Origin of the sequence: Sulfitobacter pontiacus, from assembly GCF_040790665.1 — a bacterium.
GTDB classification, from domain to species: domain Bacteria; phylum Pseudomonadota; class Alphaproteobacteria; order Rhodobacterales; family Rhodobacteraceae; genus Sulfitobacter; species Sulfitobacter pontiacus.
On sequence record NZ_CP160849.1, the window covers coordinates 938,814 to 952,357 of the forward strand.

Genomic DNA, 13,544 nt, shown 5'->3' on the forward strand with positions numbered 1-13,544 from the left:
GTGTGGTTCCCCCGGAGCGAGGGGGGGAAGGGTGCTCCGGGGAAACCTGGGGTTCGTTTACTCGTCCACCTGAACGGTGAATTCTAGCGTGGCGAACCCACCCGGAAGGACCGTGCCGTGGTCGCTCGAGATGTTGCTCGAGGTGACGGTGGCGGTGCTACCTGCCGGGAAGAGCGTCTCGCTGCATGTGCCACCACAGTCGGTTACCGATGTGTAGGCAGGGGCGGCATCAGAGATGATGACGTTTGCAGCGGGAGAGGAGCCGGTGTTTTCAGCTTCCACTTTGTAGCGGATGCACTGACCGGGAGAGACGTCCTGACGGGTCTTGGTAAAGGTCCCGACGGTGCCGTCGCAATTGGCGTCGATGTACTGGTACTTGCTCAGCGTGACGTCGCCAGAGATGATCACGATCCGGTCTTCTACTGCGTTGTCAGCAGTATCCGCGTCGGTCGCTGTGCCACCGTTCAGCGAGGGGTCAAGGCTGATGGTACCGATTTCGGTCACACCGCTTGTCGCTGTCGATGGTGTTTGCACACGGTAGATGACCGAGATGCTTTCACCGGGGGCAAGCCCGTTCACGCCAGCCGATACACCGTCCGTCAGATCATCAAAGTTGTCGATCACCAGCTCGGAGGGGTCGATGACACCGTTGCCGTTGGCATCCCAGAACAAAGCGCCCGAGAAGTTGTCCAGCCCTGTGTCGTTGATCGCACCTTCGGTGATCGCAACGTTACCGGTGTTGGTGATGGTGTGCACCATGTCGACGATACCACCGGGCGAGGCCTGGGCGTTCTGGTCATCGATGATCTCTACGTTGTAGATCTCGTTCACGGTCACTTCGTTGACGATCCGGTCGCCTTGGCCCGAGACAGAGGACACCAGCGCGATGTCGACCAATGTGTCACCCGGTGCCTGATCTGCCGGCGGGGTTACCACAACGGTGAAGGTATCGCTTGCACCGGCAGGGATGGTCCCGGTGTTGCTGATCGCGGCCCCGTCAGCGGAGCGGAATTCGACGGTCCAACCGGCGGGCAGCGCTTGTGCCAGCGAGAGGTTGTAGCTGTCGGATACCGGACCGTTGTTTTCAACGACCATGTCGTAGGTGACCGGTGCACCGGGATCGGTGGCATAGTTCACCCAAGGCGCGCCGCCGTTGGTGGGGTCAAGGCCGTCACCTTCGGAGCCTGCGACTGCGTTCTCAAGATCAACGGCAGAGGCAAGGATCGCGCCGGTGAAGGTCGCTGTCGATGTATCGGAGACACCCGAAGCATCGGACGTGGTGGATACGGTCGCGTTGAAGTTGGCGGCAGCCGTTGGGGCCACATCTGTTGGCAGTGTTGCGATCAAGGTGACCTTGGCGCTGTCACCCGCAGCAAGCGGACCGACGGAACCGATGATCGGTGTCACACCATCTGCACCCACAAACCGGAAGGTTGTGCCCGCGGGGTAGTCGATATTGCTGACATCAAGCGTCAGGCTGTCGGTCTGGTTCGACCGGTTGGTCAGCACGAACTCATGCTTCACTGTGCCACCCTGGGCCGCGTCGCCAGTTTCGGTCACGACATCGTTGTTTGCCGCGTCATCATCTGTTGCCGAAGCCGTCGTTGGATCCGCCGCACCAGCACCGTCGATGGCTGTATCAGCGATGGAGACCGCGAATTGGTCATCCACAATGATCGAAGCTGTGTTCGAGGGTGGGAAGGCAACGTTGTCGATTTCCTGTGTGGCGACGTTTTCAATGATACCCGCATCAGCAGTGTCCAGGATCACAGCTTGGAACGTCACGCTACCGGAGCGGCCGGAACCGACGCTCGAGATGTTGAAGTTGACGCTCTGGCCGTTGGTATCAAAGGCGATTGTCTCGCCCGAGCCATTGGTCGCATCGACCGAAGAAGACCCGTTGGCGTCATCCAGAATACCCGCGGCGTCAGACCACCGTGCGGAACCAGGCACATAGGCCAGGCGACCGTCCAGAATGTCATCGACGGTATAGTTGTTCGCAGCAGCCAGACCGGTGCTGGAATATGTCAGCTCGATGCTCACGGTATCGCCGGCATCGACGATGTTGGGGTTACCACCGGACGCTGCATCAGCGACCATGGACTTGACCAGTTCGACAATCGCGTCGTTCGAGATGGTTAGCGTATCGGTGTTGACGGCTGTCTCTGTGCCATCAAGATCAGACCTTGCGGTCACTGTGATGCTGTCCGACCCTGTTGCGTTCGAGGGGACAGAGACTTCGATGACGACGCCGAACTGCTCGCCCGGTGCCAATGTTGGCGTTTCGGTCAGCGGTGTGGCGCTATCGGCGACACCATCCATGTTCGCATCCGGATAGAAGACGATGGCAGAGGTATCGAGCGTGCCTGTGTCTGTCTCTACTGCGGTCAGTGCGAAGAAGTCTGCGCCGTTCCCTTCGTTGGTAACAATGTGCGGCAGGAAGGCTTTACCACCGGGTGCGATGGTTTCGTTGTTGTCCGAAGTCAATGTCACGCCAGCAACCTGCTGAACGATCGTTTCAACCGTGTTCGACGTGACCGTGATGGTATCGCCAGCTTGGTTTGTATAGGTCGCAACCGCTTGGTTGCCGATCACGGACCCGGCTTCTGGTGCGGCGGCCAAAGCGGCTGCGCCAAATGCGGCGGTAACCGCCATCGCGCTTGCAGAGCGCATGAAGAAAGATTGATGTTTCACGTTAGTCATTCCTTTGATTTAACTAGATTAGGTAAATTGGATCAGGTTCCCCCCGATCAGTTGACGCGCACCCGATAGCTGTTGAGTGCGATTTCGCCTGACTCCAAAGGTTCGCTGAGCGTCCAACGGACGGCAGCAATCTGATCCTCAGGAAGTGGTTCTGGTTGGAGTGTGCCATCTGCACCGGCGACCATGCGGGTGGCGGGAAGTGTGGACCATTCAAGGCCATCGTTTTCAGGGTCGAGATCAGCCTGGACTTCGAACACGGCCTTGATCGATGTGCTCTGTGCGCCAAGCGTCAGGGTGACCCCTTCGGGTACGGGGGCCGCAATAACGATCCCCGCAAGTGCGTCTGCAGTCGTGTTCTCGTGCTGCAGTTGGTATTGGATGACCTCGCCAGGGCGGACGGTGCCCCGCTCGATCAACGCCTCTTCGCCACCGTCATTGGTTTCGACGATGCGGAAAGAAAATGTGCTGGAAAGTGCGTCAGCAAAAGCCGGCACGCCGGCGACAGAAATCGCGACACCAGCAAGCAGTGCACGGGCGATTTGTTGAGTTTTGAAAGTCATAATTTTTTCCCCTAGTTGCCGACCACCGCCGGCGGTTTTGATGAACCGGCCCAGTGTTTGGGCTGTCCTGAACTCATCATCAGGGGAAATGTCTCGGGGTGCATTCTCGCTTAGGGCTAGGTTTTTGATCTGCTGGGCAGCCCCCTACCCGTCCGTATATGCGGCGCTATCAATTCGATGGCAAAACACGCAATTCGCGCGGTGATTGCAGACGCAAACCCGCATCTCGCCGCGCAAAGCAGACGAGTCACCCTCATGCAAAAGGGCGTTGATTCTATTTATTTGGGGGAATGTTTGGCCCGATCCGGGCCCAGATCAGGGAAAACCCCGACCGGATAGCCGGACAGGGCGTTTCGTATAGTTAACTGTCAGTGAGAATGGCCGTGCCCGCCATGATCGTCATCGTCTAACGATCCGTGTACCGCAAACTGGTCAATTCCCGCATCCTGCGGTTCAATGAAACGATAGCTTTCGCGCACACCGCTGTCGGAAAGCTCGCGTGCGACGGTCAGCAAGGTGTTTGGCGCGTGGTCGGCGCAAAGCTCCATCATCTGGGCGACTTCCTCTTCCGCGACGGGGCGAGCCGCTTCGGGCGATGGCGCGCCATAGATCTCGACGAAATGCTTCATCAGTTGCAAGGTGATCGCTTCAACCTCGAAGGGTTCGGCTTTGGTCACGGCAACAAAGGTGACGCGGCCAAACGTCTCTACGCCCATCCAGCCATTCGCGAAGGCCTGCCGCGCCTTGCCGGTCAGATCACCTTCGGACCAGTTCGAAAATTCGAACCCGCCAGAGACGCACCATTCGCCCGTGCGCGCGGGCGCGTGGAACACATTGCGGTCGCTTTCATCAAAGTGGATGGCGCGGGCGAGGAAGAGATCGCTCATGGGGTTGGCTCCAGCAGGTCGGTCAGGGGGATAAGTTGCGTGGTCGTATCGGTTTTCAGCAGCAGGCCAAAGTTTTCGTCGATACCGGTAAAGTCGCCCGTCACATCGCCATAGGTGATCTGATCGCCCATGGCCCAGGCCAATCCGGTCCATTCCTTATGCAAGGGGCCCGCGCCCTCGTCATCCCAGCGGTTCAGCGCCACCAGCATATGCCGCGCCCAGGCCTCTAGCAGCTCGACCGGGCTCACCTCGGCACACCCCTCGCCATAAAGTGTGGTGACATCCGGCGTTTCGCCCGGCGTGTCGGATTGCGGCAATAGCTTCACGTGAAACGCAACGACCAGCCAGTCGGGCACGTGTTGCGGGTCTGTATCAGACGACGCCGCCCGCATCTGGCCGCAGATCGCACCGTTCAAACGCAGATCGCCGTTCCAGGCAAGATGCACCCCCACCTCTGGCGGGGCGAGCGCGCCAAGCGCGTTCTGGAAGCCCACGGCACAAAGCGGGAGCATCACCATCGCCCGGGCCAGCGGCACCTCGGGCGCAAAGACGATGGCGGCCTGCAATACGCTTGGCCCCAGATTATACAGCACCAGCCCCGCATCACACCCCTGCCGCGCCTCTGCGCAGGCCTGAGCGAACGGGTCCTCCGCCTGTGCGCCGGTCAACAAAGGGGGGAAGACGGGGCTGTCGCTCATGCGTGCCCGCCCGCGATCAGGGCCTTGGCCACCTTGCGGAAGCCTTCGGCCTGCGCGCTGTCGGGTTTCGACACCACAATCGGCGCGCCCCCGTCAGCCGCGACACGGATATCCAGATGCAACGGAATCTCGGCCAACAAAGGCACGCCCAGCTTTTCAGCCTCGGCGGCGACGCCACCATGCCCAAAGACATGTTCCTCGTGCCCGCAGTTAGAGCAGATATGCGTGCTCATGTTCTCGATCATCCCGAGGATCGGGGTCTTCAGCTGGTTGAACATGTCGATCCCCTTACGGGCATCCAGCAGCGCCACATCCTGCGGTGTGCTGACGATGATCGCGCCGTCCACATGGGCCTTTTGCGCCAGCGTCATCTGCACGTCGCCGGTGCCGGGGGGCAGGTCGACGATCAACACATCCAGCGCGCCCCATTGGACCTGCATCATCATCTGCTGCAACGCGCCCATCAGCATCGGGCCGCGCCAGACCACCGCCTGATCGTCATTGGTCATCAACCCGATCGACATCATCGTCACGCCAAAGTTGCGCATCGGCAGGATCGTCTTGCCATCGGGGGACGCAGGCCGCCCGGACACGCCCAGCATCCGCGGCTGCGAGGGGCCGTAGACATCGGCATCCAGCATGCCCACGCGACGCCCTTCGGCGGCCAGCGCACAGGCAAGGTTCGCGGCAACGGTAGATTTACCCACCCCGCCCTTGCCCGACGCAATGGCGATGATCCGGTCCACGCCGGGGATCTTCTCGGGCCCCGCGGGTTCGGACTTGCGCCCCAGCTTCAGGTCGGGCGGCGGTGCCTGCTTGGAATGGGCCGTCAGCACGGCCGAGACAGAGGCAACGCCCTCAAGCGCCTTTACAGCGGCGTCGGCCTCGTCGCGCAGCTTGGCGTAGGCGTCGGCGTGGCTCGGGTTGACCTCAAGCACAAAGCGCACCGCGCCGTCGTCGACGGTCAGCGCCTTCACAAGCCCAAGCTCTACAATATCCTTACCGGAGACGGGATCGTTCAGGGTTTTCAGGCAGGCCAGTACGGCATCACGGGTGACGCTCACGCTTCGGACTGCCCTTGGATCTTGCCAGTCACGACATGTTCAAGGTCCAGGCCGTCGATGGTCAGCACCACCTTGGCCTCGAAGGTCTTGCCGCCGGTGTCGCCGTTTTCGCGCATCGCTTCTTCGATCGCCTGCTGCGAGGTCACACCGACCTGCTTGAGGAACTTGCGCATCGACATGTTGAAATCATCGCTCATGATTTTCTCCTGTTCTTTGGGTGGGTCGGCACAGCGCTTAGTGGTCCTTGCGCTTGCTGAAATAGTCTTCGGATGTGCGCACACGCGGGCGTTCTTTGCCAGCCAACGGATTGTTCTGCGCGTGATACTGCGCGTTGATCCGGCAGTTGTCGCACATCTGGATCATCTTTGCCGCCTCGGACGAGGCGAACATAGCGTGCTTGCCCGCCAGCTTTTCGGTGATCTTTTCCACGGTGGATTTCACGCCGAACAGCGACCCGCATTCGATACAGGCAAAGGGCTCTTCCTCGTGCAGCACCACTTGGGTGAAGGCCTGCGCGGTCAGGTTCAACTGCGGCTTCAGTGTAATCGCATCCTCGGGGCAGACGTTCGCACATAGCCCGCATTGCAGGCAGGCATCTTCCTGAAAGCGCAGCTGGGGCAGATCGGGGTTATCGCCAAGCGCCCCGGACGGGCAAAGCGACACACAGGACAGGCAGAGCGTGCAGGCATCGGTATCCACCAGCACCGCGCCATAGGGGGCGGCGTCGGGCAGGTCGATCACCTTGGCCTCGGGCTGAAGGGTCTTGCCCGCAAGCCGTGCGACCTGACGGCGGGTGCCAAGGGGCAGCAGCGTGTCATGCGCGGGCTGCGCGGTTTCGGTGACTAGTGCGGTTTCCAGCGCATCGGGGTCGGCCACATCAATGAGGCGGATCGTATCGGTGCCGCTGATCGCGCGGGCAATCTCGGCCTGCACCTCGATCACGTCACGCTCTGTACGCGGCGACAGCAATACATCCACATGCGCAAAGCCGCAGCCAAGTGCGGCGAGCATTTCTGCATGGCCAAACCCCGCCAGCGCATCCACAGCCAGCGGGATGACATCAACCGGTAAGCCCGCGCCAAAACGCGCGTAAAGGCGGATCATCTCGGCCCCGTGGTCGTCGTCATGCACCAGCAAGCGCGGCGCGGTGCCGCCTGCCTTGCGATAGGTGGATGCCAGCGTCGACAGCCGGCGGAACAGGGTATCCACGGGCGGCGCATCATAGGTGATCGCCCCCGAGGGGCAAACCGCAGAACAGCTACCGCAACCCGCGCAGATCATCGGGTCAATCGCCACATGTTCCCCGGCCGAGGTGATCGCCCCCGTCGGGCAGAGGTCCAGACAGTTGGAACAGGCGGCCTGCCCGGCCCGCGAATGGGCGCAAAGACTTTCAGTCAGCCGCACGTAAAGCGGCTTTTCAAAGGTGCCGACCATCTGCATGGCCTCGCGCACGGCCTCTGCTACGGCGGGCTTGCTGCCCGGATCGGCCCGCAGATAGCCGTCACGTTTGTGCGGCGCGGGAAACAGCGATGTATTCCCCGTCAAATCCAGAATGATATCGCATTGCGACTTGGCCCCGTCCCGCGGCGCGGTGAACGAAGGCACGCCGCGCCCACCGGGGATCAACATCTGCAACTGGTCAAAGGTCAGGCTGAAATCGCCCAATGCGCCCGACGCCTTGCGCAGGTCGCCTTTGACCACGTCAAAACGCGGATCAACCGCCCCGTCATAATCGCCCTGCCACAGCATCGTCGCCGCCAGCGTATCGGCCACCGTCTCTGCCACCTCAAGCGCGAGCGCGGGCGGGGCCATGATCAGACACGTGCCCTCAGACACGACATCCATCACCCGTGGTGCCGGTGCGGCAAGCTGCTGCTCCGCCATCAGGGCGGCCATCTTGGGCGTCGCGTCGCCCTGATCGTCGTGCCAGCCGGCGCGGTCGCGAATATCGACGAACTGGGGAACCTCTGCGTTGATCTCGGCGGCCAGCTCCTCGAAACGGGGACGTTCCTGCTGGCACGCGATCACGGTGTTGCCCGCGGCCATCGCCTCTGCCGCGGTGCCGATCTGGTCGGTGCACAGACAGCTATAGACCTTGGAGCACGGCAGACCCGTCGCCCTTGACAAGGCGGGCGCGTCAATATCCTGACTGCCCAGACAGTCGCACAGCAGAAAAGTCTTTTCCATAATCTCCTCGGGGACAGCACCGGATGGGATGGGTCAAGCGGCAAGGCGCTGTCAGCGTTCGCACGCCAAGCTAGTGGTGTTCGCGACCCGCCGCAAACCCCTAATTGCCCCTGCGTCCCGCAAAAAGGCCGTTCGCACCCACGGCATGAATTACCTAACAAAAACAGTCAGAAAGACCGAAACCCCAGTCAAATATGACAAATGCTGACGCACGGTAAATGCCGCACCGCAGCAATCACAAAACTGTGTGATTCAACCCTAGAATCCTCTTTGATACGCGTTATGATTACGTCAATATGAGGCCGGAAACGCCTGAAACATCATCGGAAACCAAATTGAACGCACCGCTTAAATCAGCGCAATCGATGCCCGTCGGGGTCGTCCTTCGCAAGTCACCCGGCGTGACGAAATGGGCGAAGGTCGTTTGGCGTGCGGTTTGTGTCCTGCCCGGTGCCGACCCCGCCGACTGGAAGCTGCTGCGTACCGAAGGCGAGGTGTCCGACTATCACGTGACCACTGTGCCGCTAACGCTGTACCGCTCCGATACCGAAGCCTATGTGCACGGGCTCGCCGCAAATGTGCCCTGTCTCTATATCATCTGCCGCGAAACCCGCGACCCTGCTCGCCCGCTTGATGTCGTGATGGTCACAGCCTCCCCCTATGAGGCGCAGGATTATAGCGACAATGGCGAAGATATCGTCGAAAAGGTCATGATGACGCCGCAGGTCCATGCCTGGATCAGCGCCTATGTCGACACGCACCACGAAGAAGAGGCCTTTGTGAAGCGTCGGCGCGACAAATACCAAGAGCCGAAGCAAGACGGGATCGGCGACGCGCGCATCTCGCAGACGACCGATGTCTACCGCGCACCGCGCACGTCGCGTTCGGGGTCCTCGCAATGACCCGTCACACATCCTTCTGGGATCGCCGCCGCGCTGCCGTCAGGGCAGAGGAAGCCGCCGCGCAGCAAGCCGCCGCAGAGCAGGCAGAAGCGCAGCATCAGGCCACGCTGGCGGAAAAATCCGACGCCGAACTGCTGGCAGAGTTCGATCTGCCCGACCCTGACACGCTGAAAGCGGGTGATGATTTCTCGGCCTTTATGGCGCGTGCCATCCCCGAACACCTGCGCCGCCGTGCACTGCGCAAACTGTGGGTTTCCGATCCGGCACTGGCCTGTCTGGATGATCTGGTCGACTACGCTGACGACTATACCCAAGCCTCTGCCGTGACGAATTTCACCACCAGCTATGAGGTTGGCAAAGGGCTGCGCCGTCATATCGAAGATGTCGCGCGCAAGGCTGCGGCCGCGCTCGACACCGCCACCGATGCCGCAGAAACACCTGCTGAAACAGAGCCGACCACGCCCGTCGTTCCGGCAGAGGTCGACGCACCCGCCGTCGCCGTGGCCCAAGCGGATACCCCCGCAGAGCCCCCCGTCGCCGAAACAGCGATGGAAGAACCCGCAGCCCTGCCCCCGCGCCGCATGGCCTTTCGTTTTGAGGAGCAAAGCGCATGACCGCTGCCGCCCAAGCCACCCAAGTCTCTGCCGAAGATCGCCTGCGCGCCGATCTGTACAATTACCTTGGCGTGATACTGGCCCGCCCTGCGGATCAGATGTTGCTGGACCAGACCGCCGGCCTGTCCGGCGATGACAGCCCGTTGGGCGAAGCGATCAACGGGCTTGCGCGCGTGGCCAAGGCCATGCCCCCCAAGAAAGTGCAAACCGAATTCAACGCGCTGTTCATTGGTCTCGGTCGGGGCGAACTGCTGCCCTATGCCAGCTACTACCTGACCGGCTTTCTGAACGAAAAGCCCCTCGCCGCCCTGCGCAGCGACATGGCCGCACAGCGCATCAGCCGCGCCGAGAATGTCTTTGAACCCGAAGACAACATCGCATCCCTGATGGAGATGATGGGCGGCATGATCGTCGGGCGCTTTGGGGCTCCGGCCAGCGACGCCACGCAGCGGGCGTTTTTCAACAAACACATCGCCCCTTGGGCGGGTCACTTCTTTACCGACCTGCAAGGGGCCAAGAACTCCGTCCTATATGCCGGGGTTGCCGCAGTCGGCAGCGCCTTCATGGACATTGAACGCGAAGCATTTCGTATGACGGCGGGATAACCGCACCACATCAGGCGGGCTTCCCCCCGCATAACCAAGGAAAGGGGTACAACCCATGACCCAGGATACCAAAGGCACCAACCGCCGCAATTTCCTGAAACTGGCAGGGACAGCCGCACCGGCAGCCGCCGTTGCCGTGGCCAGCAGCGGCACCGCCGCCGAGGCGCAGCCAGTCGATCTGCAGTCGGACAAGATGCAAGATACCGCGCACACCCGCGCCTATCTGGAAAGCACACGCTTCTAATTCAGTGATCAACAACCCGCGCGCCTAACCACCGCGGGAGGGAAACTCAGCCCCGGTCCGACCCACACGGTCAGAGCACGCGGGCATCAAGGGAGACTATTATGCTTCGGAAAAAGACCAACGGGATGGCACGGCGGCCCCAGCGGGCGGGCATGCTATCCGACATCGCGGAAAAATCCGTTGACCGTCGCGCATTCCTGCGTGGATCCGGTCTGGCCATCGGCGGCCTTGCGGCGATCGCATCGACCGCGGGCTCTGTCACACAAGCGTCAGCTGCCACCGCCGTCAGCGGCGCGGTAGAGACGATCAAATCCGTCTGCACCCACTGTTCGGTTGGCTGTACCGTCATCGCCGAAGTGTCGAACGGCGTCTGGACGGGTCAGGAACCCGGCTGGGACAGCCCGTTCAACCTTGGCTCGCATTGCGCCAAAGGGGCGTCGGTACGCGAACACGCCCACGGTGAACGCCGCCTGAAATACCCGATGAAAAAAGAGGGTGGCCAGTGGGTTCGGATCAGCTGGGAACAGGCGATCAACGAGATCGGCGACAAGATGAACGTGATCCGCGAAGAAAGCGGTCCCGATTCCGTCTACTGGCTCGGCTCGGCCAAGCATAACAACGAACAGGCGTATCTGTTCCGCAAGTTCGCGGCCTATTGGGGCACCAATAACGTCGACCACCAGGCGCGTATCTGTCACTCCACCACCGTTGCGGGCGTTGCGAACACATGGGGCTACGGCGCCATGACCAACAGCTACAACGACATCCACAACAGCCAGGCGATCTTTGTCATCGGCGGCAACCCTGCCGAGGCGCACCCCGTATCGCTGCTGCACCTGCTGAAAGCGAAAGAGCAGAACAACGCGCCGATGATCGTGTGCGATCCACGCTTTACCCGTACGGCGGCCCACGCGGATGAATATGTCCGCTTCCGTCCCGGTTCGGACGTGGCGCTGGTCTGGGGTATCCTCTGGCACATCTTCGAGAACGGATGGGAAGACAAGGAATTCATCCGCACCCGCGTTTGGGGCATGGACCAGATCCGTGACGAAGTCGCGAAGTGGACACCCGAAGAAGTCGAACGCGTGACCGGCGCGCCTGCGTCGCAGCTTGAACGCGTTGCGCGCACCCTGGCCAACAACCGTCCCGGCACCGTGATCTGGTGCATGGGCGGCACGCAGCACAGCAACGGCAACAACAACACCCGCGCGTACTGCATCCTGCAGCTGGCTCTTGGCAACATGGGCACCGCAGGCGGCGGCACCAACATCTTCCGCGGCCACGACAACGTTCAGGGTGCCACCGATCTGGGCGTTCTGGCCGATACGCTGCCGGGCTACTATGGTCTGTCCGCAGGGGCATGGGCCCACTGGGCGCGGGTTTGGGAAGAAGACCTTGAATGGTTGCAATCCCGCTTCTCCAAGGCGTCGTTCAACGACACCTCGATGATGAACCTCACCGGTATCCCCGTGAGCCGCTGGATTGACGGCGTGCTGGAAGACAAGGAAAACATCGACCAGCCGGACAACACCCGCGCGATGGTTCTGTGGGGCCACGCGCCCAACTCGCAGACCCGTCAAAAGGAAATGGTCACCGCGATGGAGAAACTCGACCTGATGGTCGTGGTCGATCCATATCCAACGGTGTCCGCCGTGATGCAGGACCGCCAAGATGGGCTGTATCTGTTGCCCGCAACGACCCAGTTCGAAACCCGCGGCTCTGTCACCGCGTCCAACCGGTCGCTGCAATGGCGTGATCAGGTCGTCGAGCCCCTGTTCGAATCCAAGCCCGACCACACGATCATCAAGCTGTTCGCGGACAAGTTCGGTTTCAGCGACCGTCTGTTCAAGAACATCGCGCTGGACGGGGACGAACCCAACATCGAGGACCTGACCCGCGAGTTCAACCGCGGCATGTGGACCATCGGTTACACCGCACAAAGCCCCGAGCGCATGAAGATGCACATGGCCAACCAGCACACCTTTGACCGCACCACGCTGCGCGCCAAAGGCGGACCGGCCGACGGGGACTTCTACGGTATGCCTTGGCCCGCATGGGGCACCCCCGAGATGAACCACCCCGGCACGGCGAACCTGTACGATATGTCGCTGCCCGTTGCCGAAGGCGGTCTGACCTTCCGCGCCCGTTTCGGTGTGGAACGTGACGGGGACAACCTACTGGCCGAAGGCGTCTACAGCGCTGGTTCCGAGATCAAGGACGGCTACCCCGAGTTCACCATGTCCATGCTGCGTGAACTGGGCTGGGACAAGGATCTGACCGACGAAGAGATGGCCGTGATCAACTATGTTGCGGGCTATCCCGAAGGCCAACCGGCGAACGCAAAGCCGAACGAGGAAGTCGGTGAAACATCCCAGACCGGCGAGACCCCGTCGGACTATATCGCCGACACCGGTGGCGTGAACTGGAAGACCGACCTGTCGGGCGGCATCCAGCGCGTCGCGATCAAGCATGGCTGCGCCCCCTTCGGCAACGCCAAGGCCCGTGCCGTGGTCTGGACCTTCCCCGATCCGGTGCCAATCCACCGCGAACCGCTGTACACCAACCGTCGTGATCTGGTCGCCGACTACCCGACCTATGACGACAAGAAGTTCTGGCGCCTGCCCACCATGTATAAGTCCATCCAGGAGAATGACTTCTCCAAGGACTATCCGATCGTGCTGACCTCTGGTCGTCTCGTCGAATACGAAGGGGGCGGCGACGAAACCCGATCCAACCCCTGGTTGGCCGAGCTTCAGCAGGACATGTTCATCGAGATCAACACCCGCGACGCCAACAATCTGGGTGTACGTGACGGTGCCGATGTCTGGGTCGAAGGCCCCGAAGGCGGCAAGGTCAAGGTGATGGCGATGGTCACGGAACGTGTCGAAAGCGGCGTGGCGTTCATGCCATTCCACTTTGGCGGCCACATGGAAGGCGTTGATTTGCGGGACAGATACCCAGAGGGGGCCGACCCTTACGTCCTGGGTGAATCCACCAACACCGCGCAAACATATGGCTATGACTCAGTAACTCAGATGCAAGAGACCAAAGCTACTCTCTGCAAAATCTGGACAGCGTAA

The 13,544-nt window shown here is 61.3% G+C and carries 12 protein-coding genes; 5 read left to right on the forward strand and 7 right to left on the reverse strand.

What is annotated here, in order from left to right; all coding sequences use genetic code 11:
- Positions 1 to 57: 57 nt before the first annotated feature.
- The 7 genes from AB1495_RS04650 to AB1495_RS04680 all read right to left on the reverse strand — a co-directional run bounded on the left by AB1495_RS04650 (position 58) and on the right by AB1495_RS04680 (position 8,099).
- On the reverse strand, positions 58 to 2,703 hold the full coding sequence (locus tag AB1495_RS04650) for an NEW3 domain-containing protein (RefSeq protein WP_074636367.1): 2,646 nt from the start codon (positions 2,701 to 2,703) through the stop codon (positions 58 to 60).
- A 47-nt stretch (positions 2,704 to 2,750) separates the two neighbouring features.
- Positions 2,751 to 3,263 (reverse strand): hypothetical protein, encoded by a 513-nt coding sequence (locus tag AB1495_RS04655; protein WP_037965297.1) that lies wholly within the window; start codon positions 3,261 to 3,263, stop codon positions 2,751 to 2,753.
- A 368-nt stretch (positions 3,264 to 3,631) separates the two neighbouring features.
- Positions 3,632 to 4,150: a DUF6505 family protein gene (locus AB1495_RS04660; RefSeq protein WP_005850279.1), complete on the reverse strand. Its 519-nt coding sequence runs from the start codon at positions 4,148 to 4,150 to the stop codon at positions 3,632 to 3,634.
- Positions 4,147 to 4,848 carry a biotin/lipoate--protein ligase family protein gene (locus tag AB1495_RS04665; protein WP_074636369.1) on the reverse strand — a complete coding sequence of 234 codons (702 nt, stop codon included), beginning with the start codon at positions 4,846 to 4,848 and terminating at the stop codon, positions 4,147 to 4,149. The genes AB1495_RS04660 and AB1495_RS04665 overlap by 4 nt, the downstream gene beginning before the upstream one ends.
- On the reverse strand, positions 4,845 to 5,912 hold the full coding sequence (gene apbC, locus AB1495_RS04670; protein WP_074636371.1) for an iron-sulfur cluster carrier protein ApbC: 1,068 nt from the start codon (positions 5,910 to 5,912) through the stop codon (positions 4,845 to 4,847). The genes AB1495_RS04665 and apbC overlap by 4 nt, the downstream gene beginning before the upstream one ends.
- The gene (locus AB1495_RS04675) at positions 5,909 to 6,109 is read right to left on the reverse strand and encodes a DUF6494 family protein (protein WP_009825478.1); all 201 of its coding nucleotides are present in this window, start codon (positions 6,107 to 6,109) and stop codon (positions 5,909 to 5,911) included. Before AB1495_RS04675 ends, apbC begins: the two co-directional genes overlap by 4 nt.
- Before the next feature lie 37 nt (positions 6,110 to 6,146).
- Positions 6,147 to 8,099, reverse strand: a complete 1,953-nt coding sequence (locus AB1495_RS04680) for a 4Fe-4S binding protein (protein ID WP_074636373.1) — start codon at positions 8,097 to 8,099, stop codon at positions 6,147 to 6,149.
- Positions 8,100 to 8,464: 365 nt separating this feature from the next.
- Between AB1495_RS04680 and AB1495_RS04685 the strand changes: the two genes are divergently transcribed.
- The 5 genes from AB1495_RS04685 (at position 8,465) to AB1495_RS04705 (ending at position 13,544) form a co-directional block, all read left to right on the forward strand.
- Positions 8,465 to 9,001: a DUF3305 domain-containing protein gene (locus AB1495_RS04685; RefSeq protein ID WP_074636375.1), complete on the forward strand. Its 537-nt coding sequence runs from the start codon at positions 8,465 to 8,467 to the stop codon at positions 8,999 to 9,001.
- A complete protein-coding gene (locus AB1495_RS04690) occupies positions 8,998 to 9,615 on the forward strand; it encodes a DUF3306 domain-containing protein (protein WP_074636377.1) in 618 nt (205 codons plus the stop codon). The genes AB1495_RS04685 and AB1495_RS04690 overlap by 4 nt, the downstream gene beginning before the upstream one ends.
- Positions 9,612 to 10,220: a molecular chaperone gene (locus tag AB1495_RS04695; protein ID WP_074636378.1), complete on the forward strand. Its 609-nt coding sequence runs from the start codon at positions 9,612 to 9,614 to the stop codon at positions 10,218 to 10,220. The genes AB1495_RS04690 and AB1495_RS04695 overlap by 4 nt, the downstream gene beginning before the upstream one ends.
- 55 nt (positions 10,221 to 10,275) lie before the next feature.
- Complete coding sequence (locus AB1495_RS04700) at positions 10,276 to 10,464, forward strand: twin-arginine translocation signal domain-containing protein (protein WP_005850294.1); 189 nt, start codon at positions 10,276 to 10,278, stop codon at positions 10,462 to 10,464.
- Between the two features lie 101 nt (positions 10,465 to 10,565).
- Positions 10,566 to 13,544 carry a formate dehydrogenase subunit alpha gene (locus AB1495_RS04705; protein WP_083350890.1) on the forward strand — a complete coding sequence of 993 codons (2,979 nt, stop codon included), beginning with the start codon at positions 10,566 to 10,568 and terminating at the stop codon, positions 13,542 to 13,544.

Coding starts and splice junctions, on each gene's coding strand:
- AB1495_RS04650 (WP_074636367.1), bottom strand. CDS start 2,703: ATGACTAACGTGAAACATCAATCTTTCTTCATGCGCTCTGCAAGCGCG.
- AB1495_RS04655 (WP_037965297.1), bottom strand. CDS start 3,263: ATGACTTTCAAAACTCAACAAATCGCCCGTGCACTGCTTGCTGGTGTC.
- AB1495_RS04660 (WP_005850279.1), bottom strand. CDS start 4,150: ATGAGCGATCTCTTCCTCGCCCGCGCCATCCACTTTGATGAAAGCGAC.
- AB1495_RS04665 (WP_074636369.1), bottom strand. CDS start 4,848: ATGAGCGACAGCCCCGTCTTCCCCCCTTTGTTGACCGGCGCACAGGCG.
- AB1495_RS04675 (WP_009825478.1), bottom strand. CDS start 6,109: ATGAGCGATGATTTCAACATGTCGATGCGCAAGTTCCTCAAGCAGGTC.
- AB1495_RS04680 (WP_074636373.1), bottom strand. CDS start 8,099: ATGGAAAAGACTTTTCTGCTGTGCGACTGTCTGGGCAGTCAGGATATT.
- AB1495_RS04685 (WP_074636375.1), top strand. CDS start 8,465: ATGCCCGTCGGGGTCGTCCTTCGCAAGTCACCCGGCGTGACGAAATGG.
- AB1495_RS04690 (WP_074636377.1), top strand. CDS start 8,998: ATGACCCGTCACACATCCTTCTGGGATCGCCGCCGCGCTGCCGTCAGG.
- AB1495_RS04695 (WP_074636378.1), top strand. CDS start 9,612: ATGACCGCTGCCGCCCAAGCCACCCAAGTCTCTGCCGAAGATCGCCTG.
- AB1495_RS04700 (WP_005850294.1), top strand. CDS start 10,276: ATGACCCAGGATACCAAAGGCACCAACCGCCGCAATTTCCTGAAACTG.
- AB1495_RS04705 (WP_083350890.1), top strand. CDS start 10,566: ATGCTTCGGAAAAAGACCAACGGGATGGCACGGCGGCCCCAGCGGGCG.